This is a genomic window from Xanthomonas sp. NCPPB 4467 (assembly GCF_041475665.2).
Lineage (GTDB): Bacteria > Pseudomonadota > Gammaproteobacteria > Xanthomonadales > Xanthomonadaceae > Xanthomonas > Xanthomonas dyei.
This window is the reverse complement of the sequence record NZ_CM191260.1, coordinates 902,655-920,134: the sequence shown is the minus strand read 5'-3', so window position 1 is coordinate 920,134 and position 17,480 is coordinate 902,655. Positions and strand designations below refer to the sequence as shown.

General features: G+C 62.5%; 13 protein-coding genes. 11 read left to right on the top strand and 2 right to left on the bottom strand.

The genetic code is table 11. The features are described 5' to 3' along the window. Positions 1–20 precede the first annotated feature (20 nt). The 9 genes from ACCQ06_RS03945 to ACCQ06_RS03905 all read left to right on the top strand — a co-directional run bounded on the left by ACCQ06_RS03945 (position 21) and on the right by ACCQ06_RS03905 (position 12,809). Positions 21–953: a carbohydrate kinase family protein gene (locus ACCQ06_RS03945; RefSeq protein WP_316690242.1), complete on the top strand. Its 933-nt coding sequence runs from the start codon at positions 21–23 to the stop codon at positions 951–953. A gap of 472 nt (positions 954–1,425) precedes the next feature. Further along, positions 1,426–3,399, top strand: a complete 1,974-nt coding sequence (locus ACCQ06_RS03940) for a sigma-54-dependent Fis family transcriptional regulator (RefSeq protein ID WP_228324060.1) — start codon at positions 1,426–1,428, stop codon at positions 3,397–3,399. A 1,216-nt stretch (positions 3,400–4,615) separates the two neighbouring features. Further along, the gene (gene aepX, locus ACCQ06_RS03935; RefSeq protein ID WP_316690241.1) at positions 4,616–5,581 is read left to right on the top strand and encodes a phosphoenolpyruvate mutase; all 966 of its coding nucleotides are present in this window, start codon (positions 4,616–4,618) and stop codon (positions 5,579–5,581) included. Then, positions 5,578–6,795 carry a phosphonopyruvate decarboxylase gene (gene aepY, locus ACCQ06_RS03930; protein ID WP_316690240.1) on the top strand — a complete coding sequence of 406 codons (1,218 nt, stop codon included), beginning with the start codon at positions 5,578–5,580 and terminating at the stop codon, positions 6,793–6,795. Before aepX ends, aepY begins: the two co-directional genes overlap by 4 nt. Further along, positions 6,792–7,745: a diiron oxygenase gene (locus tag ACCQ06_RS03925; protein ID WP_323706914.1), complete on the top strand. Its 954-nt coding sequence runs from the start codon at positions 6,792–6,794 to the stop codon at positions 7,743–7,745. The genes aepY and ACCQ06_RS03925 overlap by 4 nt, the downstream gene beginning before the upstream one ends. Next, positions 7,742–8,467 (top strand): phosphocholine cytidylyltransferase family protein, encoded by a 726-nt coding sequence (locus ACCQ06_RS03920; protein WP_316690238.1) that lies wholly within the window; start codon positions 7,742–7,744, stop codon positions 8,465–8,467. Before ACCQ06_RS03925 ends, ACCQ06_RS03920 begins: the two co-directional genes overlap by 4 nt. A 10-nt stretch (positions 8,468–8,477) precedes the next feature. Further along, positions 8,478–10,496 carry an asparagine synthase (glutamine-hydrolyzing) gene (gene asnB / locus ACCQ06_RS03915; RefSeq protein WP_316690237.1) on the top strand — a complete coding sequence of 673 codons (2,019 nt, stop codon included), beginning with the start codon at positions 8,478–8,480 and terminating at the stop codon, positions 10,494–10,496. Continuing rightward, positions 10,459–11,970, top strand: coding sequence for a phosphonoacetaldehyde dehydrogenase (gene phnY / locus ACCQ06_RS03910; protein ID WP_316690236.1), 1,512 nt, complete (start codon positions 10,459–10,461; stop codon positions 11,968–11,970). Before asnB ends, phnY begins: the two co-directional genes overlap by 38 nt. Further along, positions 11,946–12,809 carry a sulfite exporter TauE/SafE family protein gene (locus ACCQ06_RS03905; protein WP_228325248.1) on the top strand — a complete coding sequence of 288 codons (864 nt, stop codon included), beginning with the start codon at positions 11,946–11,948 and terminating at the stop codon, positions 12,807–12,809. Before phnY ends, ACCQ06_RS03905 begins: the two co-directional genes overlap by 25 nt. A gap of 233 nt (positions 12,810–13,042) precedes the next feature. Here ACCQ06_RS03905 and ACCQ06_RS03900 read toward each other — a convergent pair whose 3' ends face one another. Continuing rightward, positions 13,043–13,189: a hypothetical protein gene (locus ACCQ06_RS03900; protein WP_349810200.1), complete on the bottom strand. Its 147-nt coding sequence runs from the start codon at positions 13,187–13,189 to the stop codon at positions 13,043–13,045. Positions 13,190–13,195: 6 nt separating this feature from the next. On the opposite strand from ACCQ06_RS03900, the gene ACCQ06_RS03895 reads away from it, so the two are divergent. Continuing rightward, positions 13,196–14,230: a hypothetical protein gene (locus ACCQ06_RS03895; protein WP_349810199.1), complete on the top strand. Its 1,035-nt coding sequence runs from the start codon at positions 13,196–13,198 to the stop codon at positions 14,228–14,230. Positions 14,231–14,285: 55 nt separating this feature from the next. Next, a complete protein-coding gene (locus tag ACCQ06_RS03890; protein WP_228325250.1) occupies positions 14,286–14,972 on the top strand; it encodes a class I SAM-dependent methyltransferase in 687 nt (228 codons plus the stop codon). Between the two features lie 82 nt (positions 14,973–15,054). On the opposite strand, the gene ACCQ06_RS03885 is transcribed toward ACCQ06_RS03890, so the two are convergent. After that, positions 15,055–17,346 (bottom strand): TonB-dependent receptor, encoded by a 2,292-nt coding sequence (locus ACCQ06_RS03885; protein ID WP_316692494.1) that lies wholly within the window; start codon positions 17,344–17,346, stop codon positions 15,055–15,057. Positions 17,347–17,480: the final 134 nt, after the last annotated feature.

Below are 17,480 nucleotides of genomic sequence, written 5' to 3'. Positions count from 1 at the left end.
TTACGCAAAGGCCTGACTCGATGTCCGCACTGATCTGTGGTTCCCTCGCCTACGACACCATCATGGTGTTCCCGGACCAGTTCAAGAATCACATCCTGCCGGACAAGGTGCACATCCTGAATGTGTCGTTCCTGGTGCCGCGCATGCGCCGCGAGTTCGGCGGCTGCGCCGGCAACATCGCCTACAACCTGCATCTGCTCGGCGGTGCGCCGATTCCGATGGGCACGGTGGGCCAGGATTTCGGCCCGTACCGCGAACATTTCGAAACGCTGGGCATCGACCTGTCGCGCGTGAAGATCATCGACGACCTGTTTACCCCGCAGGCGTTCATCACCACCGACCACGACAACAACCAGATCACCGCCTTCCATCCGGGGGCGATGATGCGCAGCTACGAGAATCACGTGCGCGACGTGCCGGGCGTGACGCTGGGCCTGGTCGGCCCGGACGGCCGCGAAGGCATGATCCAGAACGCGGAAGAGTTCGCTGCCGGCGGCATTCCTTTCATCTTCGATGCTGGCCAGGCGATGCCGTTGTTCAACGGCCCCGAGCTGCGTGAATTCATCGAGCAGGCCGATTACGTGGTGGTCAACGACTACGAGTCCAACCTGTTGCAGGAACGCACCGGCTGGAACGAGAAGGACATCGTCTCGCGCGTGCAGGCCTACATCACCACGCAGGGCCCGAAGGGCGCGCTGGTACACACGCCCGAAAAGACCTACGACATCCCGCCGGCGCACGAACGCCGCGTGGTCGACCCCACCGGCTGCGGCGATGCGTTCCGCGCCGGCCTGATCTACGGCATCCAGCACAACTACGACTGGCTGACGATCGGGCGCATGGGCAATCTGATGGGCGCGCTGAAGGTGGAACACCCCGGCACCCAGAATCAGCGCTTCGATTTCGCCGAATTCAACGATCAGTTCAAGCAACAGTTCGGCTACGCGCTCTGAGGCTGTGCTGAGCGGCAGCGCAGCTGCGCACCGTACGCGCAACGCCACCCGTGCGCCTTGCCTGGCCCGCGCTGGTGACGCGGGCTCTCGCGAGCGATGCACCCTGTTCCTTCTCCCGTCGGCAGAAGGTGCCCCGCATTGACGGATGAGGGGACGCGCGTAGCGGCACCGCACAAGCGCGTCGAAATGCCCCTCCGCATCAGCCCACGCGCCGCCCGCGCCTGCTTTTTGCTCCACCGGCGCTCACGCCAACCGCCGAGCTCGCCTTCTCACACAGCCAAGAGAAGGGCATGTCAGCCGCGCTGGAAACTGCGCGCGCAGCAACCGCTACCGTCCCGGACACGCTCTGGCCGCCGGCCATTAAAGACCCCGCATGACGCGACGCGCGACGCAGTTTGCTGCAATGCAGTTTGAGCATACGGCCGGTTTGTGCCTCTACTGACGTCTCGCGCCCACTGAGGAACGCTGGCCCATGTCCGAGCCAAGCGTTGTCGCCGCTCCCTCCATCGCCTTGCCGGAGATCGAACCGGATGTACTCCGGCAGATCAGACGGCTGCGCGACATTGCGCCATTGGCGGCGCCGCTGGCGCGGTCGTGGCGGCGTTGTCTTGAGGACTACGCGCTGCTGCCCGAGGCGACGCCCGAACCGCTAGTGCACGACGCCCTGCACGTGCGTGAGCGCCAGCAGCGCCTTGGCGAGGTGCTGCGCATCGCCAAGGTGGAAATGGAAAACCTGTACGAGCAGATCGCCGGCAGCGGCTACGCGGTGATCTTTGGCGACGCCGATGCCACCGTGCTGCACAGCGTGCACGACTCCACCCTGCTGCGCGAGTTCCGCCAGGCGGGGCTGTTCTGTGGCGCCAGCTGGGCCGAATGCCATCAGGGCACCAACGGCCTGGGCACCTGCGCGGCCGAGCGCACGGCGGTCAGCGTGCATCGCGGCGAACACTATCTGACCCGACACCTGCCGCTGTCGTGCAGCGGTGCGCCGATCCTGGACCCGCACGGCGGGCTACTGGCGGTGCTGGATGCGTCCACACCCAACGCACAGGACAGCAAACAGATCCAGCGCCATACCGTGGCCCTGGTGAGCATGTCGGCCGCACAGATTTCGCGCTCGCATTTCCTCAATCAGTTCGGTCATGCCTTCATCCTGCGCTTTCACAGCCGACCGGAATTTGCCGGGTTGTTGCACGAGGCATTGATCGCCATCGGTGCCGATGGCCGCGTGCTGGCGGTCAACGAAGCGGTGCTGGAGCAGTTGGGCAAGATCGATCGCAGCCAGCTCGTAGGCCGCGACATCTCGCAGGTGATGCAGCTGGACTTCGACACCATCGAACACCGTGCAGGCAGCGACGCCGGCACCCTGTGGTCGATCCGCTGCGCCTGCCACGGGCGGCGCTTCTATGCGCTGGTGCGCCCGCCACGCGCCCGCCCGGCGCTACCGGCGGTGGGCGGGCCGGCGCAGGCCGCACCGGATTCGGACCTGCAGCCAGGCGAGCACGTCGGCTCGGACCCGCGCATGCGCCACAACCTGGCCAATGCGCTGAAACTGGCCGCGCACCGCGTCTCGATCCTGCTGCGTGGCGACACCGGCACCGGCAAGGAGGAATTCGCCAAGGCGGTGCACCGTGGCTCGCCCTGGGCCAGCGGTGCGTTTGTCGCGATCAATTGCGCCGCCATTCCCGAGGCGCTGATCGAAAGCGAGTTGTTCGGTTATGCGCGCGGTGCCTTCACCGATGCCGCACGCGAAGGGCGGCATGGCAAATTGCTGCAAGCCAGCGGCGGTACGCTGTTTCTGGATGAAATCGGCGACATGCCGTTGCCACTGCAAAGCCGCCTGCTGCGCGTGCTGGAAGAACAATGCGTCACCCCGCTGGGGAGCGAACGTGCGGTGCCGCTGGAGCTGCACGTCATCAGCGCAAGCCATCGCGACCTGGCGCAACGCGTAGCCGCAGGCGAGTTTCGCGAGGACTTGTATTACCGGCTAAACGGTGTGGTGTTGCATCTGCCCCCACTGCGCGAGCGCAGCGACAAAGCCGAGTTGATCCGCACCCTGATGCGCGAAGAAAACGCAGAGCACAGCGTACGCATCAGCGAAGAGGCAATGCACAAACTGCTCAGCTACGCCTGGCCAGGCAACCTGCGCCAACTGCGCAATGTGCTGCGTACCGCGGCAGTGCTGTGCAGCGACGGCGTGATCCGCCTGCCCAACCTGCCGCAGGAAATCGTCGATGCCGGCAGCGCGCCGTGCCTGGTCGATGGCCGTGCCGTGGCCGCCGACGACATGCCTGGCCGGGTGGCGCTGGATCAGGCCGAACGCCTGGTATTGCAACAACAACTCGAACGCCATCGCTGGAATGTCAGCCGTACCGCCGACGCACTGGGCATCAGCCGCAATACGCTGTATCGCAAGCTGCGCAAGCATGGCTTGGATACGGGCTGAGCGCTGCACTGCCTGTGGCTAATCGCTGCATCCTGCAGGCAAATGCAGGTGTTGGCCCGAGTGATCACTCGCTGCGATCGGACGTATCGCTCGACATCTGCGTCCTGCGCACTGATTGCGCCATTTCGATACGCATGCTTGGGTTAGCGCCGCGTTGCTGCGCTCTTGAAGACATCCTGGGGCTGGCTTGGATCGACATGATCCCGATCCGCTCGGGTCGCTTATGCGAAACCTCACCAGCGCGCCCGGAATGATGTCATCGACTGGCAAATAACAATGACCACCAATTTCAATTGGGTTGTCAATCCAAAAAAAATCTAGACCCTAGTCGCAATAGAGAGATTCTCGCGCGATTTGACTATTTTTCTGTTGACAGTTAGGTGACAGAAGAATTATCAATAACTCATCGAGCACATCCATACGGCACCAACAGAATCTGAACAGATCAGGACGATGGACAAGAGCAAAGACCGCCTTTTGAATAAAAGCACTTGCAAGAGTGCCATCGGTTTCTGCTGATATCGGCACCCGTATACACAGGATATTTCCGTGCAACTCCTGATTCCACTGTGGTCGAGTCGAAACGCCATGAAAATATTCACAATGGCCTTCAGCGATGCGCGTACAGCAATGCACGCTCGACATCGACATCGACATCGACATCGACACAATTATTAGGATGTGTGTGCAACTTTGCGCATGCGATGTCTGAGAGTGGACAGAGACTGCAAGGCACGTGGCGTTTTGACCAGCCGTTCCACATACAGGCGCTCGGCCTCCATACCCTAAAAGTCGCCTTCATTTTCTCCTGAACTACAAAAACGCTCCATTGAGCGTGAATGATTCGGTCCAGGCAACCTCCTGACCGAGCCGGGCGAATGCGTTTGCACCACGCATAGCGGCAGATCCGTATCACTACGCCATTCAAACGGCAATCGTGACAACTCGCACTGATTTTAATTCGCCATTGATACGTTTTTATTTATTCAATTATTCAAATTTTTAGGCAAAAAAAGATGCAACATAAATCACGAAATTTTTAGTTGCGCAGCCGATGGCGCTCACCGCCATTATTTCAGCGACCCGTAAAATCCTGAAAGAACCTGATTGACCTCCCCTTTGATGCCCTTCGCCAATGCGACAAGTGGCGTGGGAGGTTTTCCCCACGGCCTGCATATATAACAAACATAACCAATAAACATATGGAGTTCACTCCTTGAACACCTCAACTCAAAAAATCGATGGACGTCATCGCGACGCATACCTGGCTTCGAAGCTGCGCAGTCTGCTCACCGGACAGAGCACTTCGTTCCTGATGGAAGCGCATAACGGCTTATCTGCGCGCATCGTTGCCGAAGCCGGCTTCGAGGGGATATGGGCATCGGGCCTGTCCATCTCAGCCTCGTTGGGCGTGCGCGACGCCAACGAAGCCTCCTGGACGCAGACATTGGAAGTGGTCGAGTTCATGACCGACAGCACCGATCTGCCGATCCTGCTGGATGGAGATACCGGCTATGGCAACTTCAACAGCGTGCGCAGGCTTGTCCAAAAACTCTGCCAACGCAACGTCGCCGGAGTCTGCCTCGAAGACAAGCTGTTCCCCAAGACCAACTCTTTCATCGGCGACGATCAGGAACTGGCGGACCCTTCCGAGTTCGCGGGCAAGATCAAGGCAGCCAAGGATAGCCAGAGCAACGACGCATTCTGCGTCGTTGCGCGGGTCGAGGCACTGATCGCCGGCCGTGGGCTCACCGAAGCGTTGAGCAGGGCCGAGCAATGCCACGCCGCTGGAGCCGATGCGATCCTGATCCACTCCAAGAAAAGCGACGGGGCGGAGATCCTGAAATTTGCCGAACACTGGCAGGACCGCTGTCCCCTGGTGATCGTGCCGACCACGTATTACGCGGTGCCGACTCAAGCATTCATCGACGCAAAGATCTCCAGCATCATCTGGGCCAACCACAACCTGCGCGCATCCGTGGCCAGCATGCGCAAGATCTGCGCGACCATTCACCGGGAGCGTTCGTTAAGCGGCATCGAGAAGGAACTACCACGAGTGAAGGAGATATTCGACCTGGTCGATCAGGATGAACTGACACAGGCCGAAAGCATCTATCTCCCCAAGAAGGAGAAAGTCGCCGTCCTGGCGGACAACAGCTATGACGCAGGAGCTGCACGATGATCAACGGCAAGGAATTTGTCGCGACGGCGTCGCGGCTGGGGTTCGATTTCTACACAAGCGTGCCTTGCTCCTATCTGACACCCCTGCTCAATGGAGTCCTCAGCGACCCGCATATACATCATGTCACCGCAGCCAGCGAAGGCGAGGCCATTGGCATCGCGGCCGGCGCCTATCTTGCGGGGCGACTGCCAGTAGTGATGTTGCAGAACTCGGGCTTGGGTAACGCTGTCAATCCATTGACCTCGCTCAACCACGTGTTTCAGATTCCCTGTCTGTTGATCTGCAGCTGGCGTGGCTCCCCCGGTGTCGCAGACGAGCCTCAGCACGCTGTCATGGGCGAGATCACCCAGAGTCTGCTCGATGTGTTGCGCATTCCGCACGCACGCTTCCCGTCCGAACCGGATCAGATCGCATCCACGCTACGGGCGGCCCATGCCTGCATCCAGCAGACACGTTTGCCGTACGCCCTGATCGTGGAACCCAACGTCCTCGAAGACGAGCATCTGCTGGCGCAGGCGGTGATCCGAGCCCCGGCAGCGACGCGGTCGCAGTTCGGGCGATCCGAATTGCCGCTGCCCAGCAGGGAGGACGCGCTGCGCACCGTGGTCTCCATGACACCGAATAACACTGCCCTCATCGCAACCACGGGCAAGACCGGGCGGGAACTCTTCTGCGTCAGCGACGATGCGCGCAATCTCTACCTGGTGGGATCGATGGGATGCGCCAGTGCGCTAGGTCTGGGGGCTGCGCTCAACACCGATTATCCCGTGATAGTGCTCGATGGCGATGGCGCTGCGCTGATGAAGCTCGGCAACCTCTCCACCATCGGCCGCTATCAACCGGCCAGGTTCATTCATGTGCTGCTGGACAATGGCGTGCATGACAGTACGGGAGGTCAGCCGACCAATTCGGGAAACATCGATTTCCCCAGCATCGCTGCAGCCTGCGGCTATCGGGCCACCTACGCCTGCCACGGAGATGCAGCGCTGAAACAAGCACTGGGTATCGCTTTACACAGTGCCGGGCCGCACTTCATCCATTTGCGCATACGACCCGGCTCCATGCATCCGTTACCGCGCCCCACCGTTTCGCCAAGCGAAGTCGGCAGACGATTTGCAGCGCACCTACAGCAGCGCAAGGTGTCCACATCCGACGCGACCGCCCACCCTGCCGTTGCACGCGCCAACACAACCGAGCGGTCGGCGGCGTTATGAACTACCCAATGCCGTTCAAAGAATGGGCACGCTACGCGAAGGTGCGCGGCCCGCTACCGATGTACGCACCCGCCGCCAATGACTGGCAAAACGGATTGCTTTTCACACCCGAGCTGGTGTCGTGTCATCGCCATCCTCTTGTGCAGGCGCAGGGTCCGGATGCCTTGCGCTGGCTGTTGGCGCAGGCGCTGTACAACAACCTTGAGTTCACGCAGGTGTTGGAGCATCAGGTGATCAACACAGCGGTATATCGGATCGCGCGCGGCGACAGCGGATTCGAACTTCCGCAGGACATGGTCATCGACGCCTGGAACATTCTGGTGGACGAGTCCTACCACGGCAAACTCACCGCCGATCTGGCACGCCTGGTGCGGGCCCACACCGCAATCCCCGCCACATCGGCCAAGATTCCTGCGTTCTATCAACGCCTGCAACGCGAGTTCGCGCGCGCCGATCCCTCCACCGCCGAGCTGCTGCCACTGTTCTTCTGCTCGATTTCCGAAACACTGATCACCAGGAATCTGGTCGAAATCCCTCGCGATCCGCGGGTGATCGACGCAGTACGTCAAGTCATGAAAGACCATGCGGAAGACGAGAGTAGACACCACCGTTTCTTTGCGAGCTTCATCGCCCAGGTCTGGCCGCAGTTGAGCGAGCGACTCAAGCGTCGCATCGGCCCGCTGTTACCCTCGTTCATTGCAATCTTCACCGATCCCGACCTGGTCGCCGTGCGAGGTCAGTTGCACGATATCGGCTTGAGCGAAGCGCAAACCGATGAGGTGATCAACGACTGCTACTCGCCGCAGCAGTTGGCGCAGGTCCGGCGCGAGGCGGCAAGGGCCTGCATCGGCACGCTACGCAAGGTCGGCATCCTGGAAAATGCGCAGGTCCAGGACGAATGTGCGCGCCTGGGCTTGCTGGACCTTCTTCCTGAGGAGACGTTGCCATGAGGGCGATCATCCTGGCCGCTGGGACAGGCAGCCGGCTCAGAGCGCATACCGAGCTGCCCAAGTGCCTGCTGACACTGGGAGACAAGCACCTGATCCAGCATCAGATCGATGCGCTCGTAACGCTTGGCGTCGATGACATCCACGTGATCCTCGGCTACCGCAGCGACGACGTGGCCCGGGTACTGCCATCGCATGTTCACCGTCACGTGTATCCCGACTTTGCGGACACCAACAACCTGTGGACCCTGGCCGCCTTCGCATCATTGCTTTCCGGCACATGCGTGATTCTGTTCGCCGATGTCTGGGTCGACAGCGATGCGCTGCGCGATCTGGTCAACACCGAGGCGGAGATCGCTGTGCTGGCCGATGGGCGCGCCTGCCTTGAAGGCACGATGCGGGTGCTGGCACAGGGCGAGCGACTCGTCGACCTGGGTAGCCATATCGCAGTGGAGCAGGGCGATGGCAATTTCATCGGCATCGCCCGCTTCAGTGCGCGCGCCGCGTCCGCGCTGAGCGAACGCATCGTCGACCGCGTCCGTCGGGGTGAGTTACAGCAGTCGTATTACACCAGCGTCATCCCCCAACTGCCGATGGCATCTCCTGCGCTAATCGTGTGGATGGGCGGTCGTCGCTGGGTCGAAATCGACTGTGAGGACGACCTGCGCAAGGCCAATCGGCTTCCCATCGCATCCTCCACGCCTGCGCCTGCAGTGCCTGCTTAAAGGAAACACCATGTGCGGATTCGTAGGCATCTTCCATCGTGACGGTGCACGTTTCGAGCAACACGACATGCTGCATGCGATGAACCAGACCATCGTGCACCGTGGTCCGGACGACGCAGGCATCCATCTCTCCGGCCCGGTCGGTCTGGGCTTCCGGCGGCTCAGCGTGATCGACGTACCGGGCGGCCATCAGCCCATGATCGACGAGCACACCGGCGTGGCGCTGGTGTTCAACGGCGAGATCTACAACTACAAGCAATTGCGCCAACAACTCGAAGCGCTGGGCGCGCAGTTCCGGACGCATTCGGATACCGAGGTGTTACTGCGCAGCTTCATTCAGTGGGGTGCACAGTGCGTGGAGCGGTTGTCGGGCATGTTCGCATTCGCCGCCTGGGATCCGCGCACCTGCACACTGACACTCGCGCGCGACCGGCTGGGCGTCAAGCCGCTGTACTGGACACAGATCGGCTCGGATTTCGTGTTCGCCTCGGAGGTCAAGGCATTCTTCCAGCATCACGGATTCGAACGGCGTGCCGATCTGGACGGCATTTCGAGTTACCTGAGCTTCCGTCAGCCGGTGTGGGACAACACCTATTTCGAAGGCGTCCACAAGCTGCTGCCGGGCGAGATGCTGGTAGTGACGCTGGCACAGCTGCACCGGCACCGGTATTGGGCGCTGCCAACGCCCATGCCGGAGCAACGCAGGAGTGAAGCCGATTGGCTGGAGACGCTCTCCGAGAAGCTCGACGCGGCAGTGCGGCGATGCCTGGTATCGGATGTTCCACTCGGCGCCTACCTGAGCGGCGGGTTGGATTCCAACATCATGGTGGCGCTCATGGCCCGCCATATGACATCGCCGCCACAGACCTTCTCGGTCGGCTATGGCACGCATGGCTACGACGAAGGCGCTTATGCGGCCGAGGCCGCCGCCGCGGTCGGCGCCGAACACACGCATCTGGTGATCGACCGGAAGGAATACATCGACGGCATGGCGCCACTGATCGTGCAATGCGATGCACCACTGATGATTCCGCAGATGGTGGCCGGACTGAAGCTGTCGAAGGAGATTCGTCGCCACGTCAAAGTCGCCCTTAGTGGCGATGGCGCGGACGAACTTTTCGGTGGCTATGGGCGAGTCATGCGCTCGCCATTCGACTGGAAGAAGATTGAAGCGGCGCAGCGCGTACTGGGCCCGGCTGCGCAATGGTTGAGCAAGCTGGGCCGCGACCCGTACGGCCCCGTCAGCAACCTCGGTTGCGCACGGCAGATAGAGCACTTTTTCAACGTTTACCACTGGATGCCGTTGGACGAGAAGATGGCACTGTTCTCGCCTGACGTACGCAGCCGTCTGAACGGCGACCGCAAGACGCTGGCCCCGTTCGAAGAAGCCTTCGAGCAGACTCGCGATTGCGATCCGCACGACAGGGTGCTGCACGTGTTCCAGAAAATCCATCTGGGATGCGTGCTGGACAAGGTGGACACCATCGGCATGCTCGCGTCGTTGGAAGGACGCGTACCTTTTGTCGATCATGAGCTAGTGGAGACGTTCGTCCATATGCCGCATCGTCTGAAGATGAAATGGCGCTCCCCGCTCGCGCTGATCCGCGCCCTGGGCACTTCGGCCTTCAACGCCTCCGAGGTGCTGGACCAGAACAAGTATCTGCTGCGCACATCCGCCCAACGCCTGTTGCCGCCGCATCTTGCGCAGCGCAAGAAGATGGGATTCCCAACTCCGCTGGACGACTGGCTGAAGGCCGGCATGCTCGACGACGCGAAGGCGATCCTGCTCGATCGGCGCTCTCGCGAGCGCGGCCTATTCGATGCCAGGCGGCTGGAGCATTTCCTGTCGCATCCGCAATCGTTGGACTACGACTTCTACGGCAAGAAGGTGTGGATGCTGATGAACGTGGAGCTGTGGTTCCGGGGCGTGGTCGAAGCCGTGCCGGCTGCAAGCGCCGCGTCGCCGCTGCACACAGCGCCGATCACTGCTGATGCAGATGCCCACAGCGCCCATATGCAGATGCATTGACCGAGACGAAGGAGCCGACGTGGGCAAGATGCAATTGCGACATGAGCAATGGCGCATCGCCGGTGCACGGGTGGATGGCGCTACCGATCGGCTGGAGGTGCGCTTCCCGTACGACCGGACGCTGGTCGGAACGGTACCGCTGGCGCAGGCCGAAGACGTGCGCTATGCGCTCGCGCAGGCATACGCTTACCGTCCGACGCTCACCCGCCATCAGCGGCATACGATCCTGTTGACCGCGCGCGATCTGTTGATCGCACGCACCGCTGCGTTCGTGCAGTCGATCGTGGCCGAGAGCGGGTTATGCGTGCGCGATGCCAGCTACGAAGTCGGCCGTGCCGCAGAGGTGCTGCGCACGGCCGCGCATCAGGTGCTGATCGACGATAGCGACATCTACGCGTGCGACATCACCCAGAGTGGACAGCAACGACGCGTCTATACACAGCGCGATCCGTTGCTCGGTGTGATCGTGGCGATCACCCCGTTCAACCACCCGCTCAACCAAGTGGCACACAAGATCGCGCCGTCCATCGCGACCAACAACAGGATGATCCTCAAGCCAAGTGAGAAGACTCCGCTGACCGCCTTGCTGTTTGCCGATCTGCTGACAGATGCGGGACTTCCCGGACCGATGCTGACGGTCATCACCGGCAAACCGGCGGTCATCGGGGACACGCTGCTGACCAGCGAACAGGTGGATCTGGTGACCTTCACCGGCAGCGTCGCCGCAGGCAAGCAGATCGCTGCCCGCTGCGTCTACAAACGACAGATACTGGAGCTCGGGGGCAACGACCCGATGATCGTGATGGAAGATGCCGATCTCGACGAAGCTGTCTCGCTGGCAGTGGCCGGCGCCTATCGCAACAGCGGGCAACGCTGCACCGCGATCAAGCGATTACTGGTTCATCGGCAGGTCGCAGACGCGTTCGTAGAGCGCCTGGTGGAGGCCACGCGGCGACTGAAGGTGGGTAATCCGTTCGATCCACAGATGGATATGGGTACCGTGATCGACGATGCGGCAGCCGCGCAGATCGAACGCCGTGTCGATGCAGCGGCAGCTGCTGGCGCCCAGGTCCTGTGCGGACATCGGCGCAACGGCGCGCAGTACCTGCCCACGGTCGTCGACCACGTCACGCCGAGCATGGAGCTGGTGCAGCAGGAGACGTTCGGACCGGTGGCACCGATCATTCGCATCGATTCGATCAACGATGCAATCCGGATCGCCAATGCCAGCGACTTTGGACTGTCGTCGGCACTGTGCAGCAACCGCTGGGACTACATACAGCGCTGCGTGGCCGAGTTGCAGACCGGATCGGTGAATATCCGCGAGGTGCCAGGCTTTCGACTCGAGTCCACGCCGTTTGGCGGCATCAAGAACTCCGGGCTGGGCTATAAGGAAGGGGTTCTGGAAGCCATGTCCGCCTACACCAACGTCAAGACCTATTCGCTTCCATGGGGCGAAAGGACGGTGGCGTGATGGACGGCATGGACTGGATCTACCCGCTATTGATTATGACCGGCATGCTGTCTGGATTCCTCTCCGGCCTGCTGGGCGTGGGAGGCGGTTTTCTGATGGTGCCGGTCTTCATTGTGCTGTTACCGCTGCGGTTCCGGATAGACATCGCCGTACTGCCACAGGTGGCAGTGGCCACTGCATTGGCAGCCACCATTCCAGCCACAGCCAGTGCCGTGATCGCACAATATCGACGCGGCGCGCTTCCCATCGGCTGGGCGGTACGCCTGGCACCGGCTGCCGGCGCCGGTGCCGCCATCGGCGCGATCATCGCAGGCCGCATCCACGGCGTCTGGGTAGCGGCGATCTTCAGTGCGTATGCCGCCTATTTCGGCCTACGCATGATCCGTGGCGCGGGAATACAAGCACCGTCGCCTGCCAACCCGCCGATACACACGCTCGCCACGCGCGTGCCGGTGCGCCTGATCGGTGGTTTGATCGGGTTGTTCAGCGCGACAGCCGGTGTCGGCGGCGCCAGCCTCACCGTACCGTATGTGCTCGCCCAGCACGACCGCCTGGAGATGCGTAACGCGGTCGCGGTGGGAAGTGCGGTCGGGCTGGCCATCTCCCTGATCGGCGCTCTCACCTTCGTCCTTGGTCCGTTGCCTGCCATGGGGGACAGCCGGGGGTTGGTCGGGCTTGTGTGTTGGACGGCCGCCATTGCGGTGGCGTTGCCTGCCACCCTGCTGGCGCCCACAGGCGTCTCCGCCGCCCACCGCTGGCCCACACGCAAGCTCAAACGGGCCTTCGGCCTAGTCATGTTGTCCGCCTCACTGGTGACGCTATGGAAGGTGTTCTGCTGATGCCTGTCGTCCGCCCCCGGTGCCTGCAACTATCGCGAATCGACTCCCCTGGCCTCACCATCGAGCGACAGCAGACAGTGCTCACCAGCTCAGCGGTGGTGCATATCGCCAGTACGCCTGCGGGGCAGCATTGGACCGCATGGGTGAGCGGAATAGTGGGCCGCGACGCTCCGCCTGCAGCGCAGATGCAGGCGTTGTCGCACTTGCTTGGCGGCGAGCTGTGCTACGACGCGTTATCCGATGGCATCGTCTATCGTCGCCAGTTCAGCGCAGAACAGCTTCAGCAGCGCGGCGACGCGGCGATGCCGCAGTTCCTGCAGGCGCATGCGCAGGCCCGCGCCGCGCTGATGGCCGATGATCCACAAACTGGCGACGCCCAAGCGCGCTTGACCGCGCTGGCACACGCGTTGAGCCACGTTGCGCCCGCCGCGCTCAGCGTGCGCAACGGCGATGCCGATGCACTGGCCGCAGGGCTGTTAAACACTGTCAATGCAGCAATATTCGATTTCCGCCTGGCACGCCCGCTGCACACCACCGAAGCCGACGCGCTCGCCACCCTGCTCGCCTGGGTGGAGGGTACGCTTGGCGCTGCGCCTTGCGTTTTGAGCATCCGCAATGCCGTCCGTATGCAGGCCGAAATCGTGGCATCACGGGACAAGCTTCCGGACACCTGGCGACTGGCGCATCACGATGCTGCCATCCCCTATCTGTTCATGGATGGCGAATGCCATGAATCGTCATGGGGGAAATACCATTTCGAAAACGAGTTGGGCTACATGGTCGGCTGCCTGCGCGCCTTCGGTGCTCTGATGCAAGCGCATGATCGGATCCTGGATGCGCACCTGCTCTGCCAGCTGCACGACCTTGCGGTGGGCGATGTCTTCAAACGCAGCTCGGCTCCGCTGCGTGAGCGGTTCCAGTCAGGCTACCGCGCGCAGTCGGTGGAATTTGCGCTGAGCTTGGGGCGCAACTGCACGGCGCAGGGACTGGCCGAGTTTCACCGCTCCGCGGCCGCTAACAACGGCTGGATCGAGGTCGAACCGCCAACGCACGGGCAATCCGGACGACTGCTCGCACCAACGCGTAGTCCCGCCCGGTGCTTCGACAAGGCGCAGGAAATCCTATCGCACTATGTCGCTCAGGTGCCCCCGCCCTCGAACTGCCGCATGCGTGCCGAGCTGGACGATGCAACGGTGCACGCCATCGCGCAGTGCTGTCAGCAACTTAACCAGCACCACCTATTCGCCGAAGCCAACATTCGCACGATTGGCTTTCTGTGCTTGAACAAGCTCCTGCTCGATCAGGGCGCAGCACCAACGATCCTGGAGTACCCCAAGGTACTGGATATGTGCTCGACCACCGATGTCATCGCAGCTATCCGCCAGGGCCAGCATCGTTTCCAGGCATTGCAGGTGGCCTGACGGTATCAGGCTACCCGCTGCTGCCATCGCCACATCCCACAACCAGGAACACATCATGACGCAATGGCAATCGGTACTAATCGAACAACAACGTTACTATGACGACCGAGCAGCCGAATACGACGACTGGTGGTTCCGTCGCGGGCCCTTCGATGAGGGTGACGCATCCAATGTCCTGTGGCGCGAGGAGGCCGCACGCGTGCAGGACGCACTGGATGCCGCTGCGCTGGAGGGCGATATCCTGGAGCTGGCGGCCGGCACCGGCATCTGGAGCGTCCAGTTGCTGCCAAAGGCACGCACACTGACCCTGGTCGATGGATCGGCGCAGATGCTGAAGTTCAATCCGGCAACCTGTGACCCGCGGGTGCGTACGGTGCAGGCAGATCTCTTCCAATGGCAAGCCACGCGGACCTACGACGCAGTGGTATTCGCGTTCTGGATCTCGCACGTACCACGCGAGTTGTTGTCGCAGTTCCTGCACCAGGTGGCATCCGCGCTGGATGTGGGCGGAAGGTTTTTCTTCGTCGACAATCTTCCCAAGCCCGAAGCCCTTTCGCCGCATGTCGTAGGCGTGGAAGGCCAGTTGATGCAGCGCCGCCTGCACAATGGCAACATCAGTACGATCGTCAAGAACTACTACACGACTAGCGAACTGCAGGCCGCGTGCAGCGCAGCGGGACTGGACGTGGTGGTAGGCCAGACACCCACGTTCTTTCAGTACGGGCTCGGATATCGTCGCTGACGTCTTGGGCGATCAGCCGGCTGGGCAGGCACGCGATGTGCCTCTCTGGAGCCGACGGCCCATGCCGCAGGCATGCAATGCGCTATAGATTCCAGCGCAATCCGATCAGATACTGCCGGGGCACGCCTGGCGCCAGGAAGCGTGCCGGTCCTGTTTCCACTGGCGCGTCCTGCGGGCGGGCGAGTTCGCCATCGGGAAACACATCTTCGGCCACCGCAGCATAAGTGGCGTACTGGCGATCGAACACATTGTCGATGCGCGCGAAGACCGACACGCGCGTGGTGATAGCCCATCGCGCCTGCAGGTCGACCAGCGCATAGCCGGCGGTGCCGATATCGATGCGCTGCGGTGCGGGCTCGCCCGCTTCGGCATTGTCGACCTGCCCATCTTCGTTGCCGCTGGCCACGCGCCCGGACACCGCGCGCATGCCGGCACCCAACGTCAGCGCATCGCGCTGCCACTCCACGCCGAGCTTGAGGTTATGCCGGGGTAGCGAGGCGATCCGCAAGCCGGGCCGCAACGTGATCACGCGCTCGCCGGACAGCAATTCGCCGTCGCTGCGATAGCTCGCGTCCAGATAGCTGTAACCGGCAGACCATTGCCAATCGCCGCTGCGCAGGTGCAGCGCAGCGTCGACGCCCTGATAGCGAGTGCGACCGACGTTATCGAAGTAGCCCAGCTGCGTATCCGGCGCACGCAAAAACAAGATGTCGTCGCGATTGTCGGCGCGGTACACCGACACGGTGGCGTTGCTGTCGGCCCACGGCGACCAGCGCGCGCCCAGCTCATAGGTTCGCGACACGATCTGCTCCAGGCGCGGGTCGGCCTGCAGGCCGGTCGGCAGCCGGCACGGCTGGGTGGGGTCGGCGCACCCCAGCTCGATCGCTGTGGGCGCGCGCGTGTTCTGCGCCACCGAGCCGTACACGGTGAGGCCGGAGTCGAGCCGATGGGTGAGCCCCAACGATGGATTGGCCTTGGCGTAGACGAAGCGCTCGCGCGGGCGGTCGCCGTCCTCGGCGGTGGACAGGATGTTGTCGACCACCACCCGGTTCCAACGCACTGCGGCGGTGAGATGGGTGGCGGCGTCCAGCTCCCAAGTGTCTGCGACAAAGGCGCCCAGCGTCTTGGTGCTGCCGCGCACGCCAGAGAAGAACGCACGCTCGACATCGGGATCTGCCAGCACCGACCGGTCCGGCTGCACCCAACCATCGCGGGCGAATTGCCGGTAACGCACATGGCCGCGGTCGAAGGTGACACCGGCACTGAGCGCATGCGCTCCCCATTGCTTGCTCAGGTTGATCGCAAGTCCCTGTGCGTCCTGGCGCATCTGGGTGGTATTGAGGGCGCCGGTGTGCAGCGCATCGGCATCGGCGCGCGCCACCTCGCAATCGGCATCCAGCGCACTGCCGTCGGCGGCGTAGCCGGAGGCGCATTCTTCGACGAATTCTTCGTAGTCCTCGCCGATATCGCCATTGACGGTGTCGCGCCGGCCAACCCGCGAATACGCCAGCGCATGCAGCGCAGTGTCCGCATCGAAACGGTGGTCCAGCTGCGCGGTCAGCAGCGTATTGCGATTGCGGGTGAGATCGGGCGAGGTATACACCGCACGGCGGTCGGCACGGTACAGGCCTGGCTCGGGCCCCTCGTCGGTGTAGCGGGTATCGGGCAACAGTCCATTGCCGATCAGGCGGCTGCGCCCGTGCAGCAGCGACAAACTCCAGTCGGTGTCATCGCCTTGCCTGCCGAGCTTGCCGAACACCGTGCCCAGACGTCCTTCGGAGGCGTCGCGCCAGCCGTTTTCGTCGAAGCCGGTGACCGCGATAAAGCCATGCCAGCCATCGCCGCCAGCCACGCCGTAACTGGCGTCCAGCCGCTTGCGCGCGCCGCTGCCGATGGTCAGTTCGCCTTGCAATCCGGGCGCAGTGAGCCCGGATGCGGTGGACAGCACCACCGCGCCGCCGAGCGTGTTCGGCCCGAATAACGGATTGGAGCCGGGCATCAGGGTGACGGCGGTGATGGCCGATTCGGGCAGCATGTCCCAGCTGACGATATCGGCGAACGGTTCGTTGACGCGGACGCCATCCAGATACACCGACACGCCTTGCGAGGCGCCCGGCAAGGCCGATGCGCGAAAGCCATGGAAGGTGAGATCGTTCTGAAATGCGCTGCCCTGCACATCGTTGCCATCCACACCGACAAAGCGCCGTTGCAGCAGATCGCTGAGGTTGTTGCTGCGCCCGCGCGACAACTCCGTATTGGTTGCCGATTGCACCATGTACGGCAGCTGCGCCGCATCGATGGTGGTGCCGGGGATGGGCGTGGCGGTGACTTCGATACGATCCAGCCAGGTGACTTGCGGGGTGTCGTCGGCCATTGCCGGGCCAATCGTGCCAGCGCACAGCAGCGCCGCGCAGGCGTAGGCGAGCCGATGGCGTTGCAGTGCATCGGATCCAGGGCGAGCGGTGCGAAGCGGCGGGGTACTGCGGTGGCCCAGCAAGTAATGCGTCG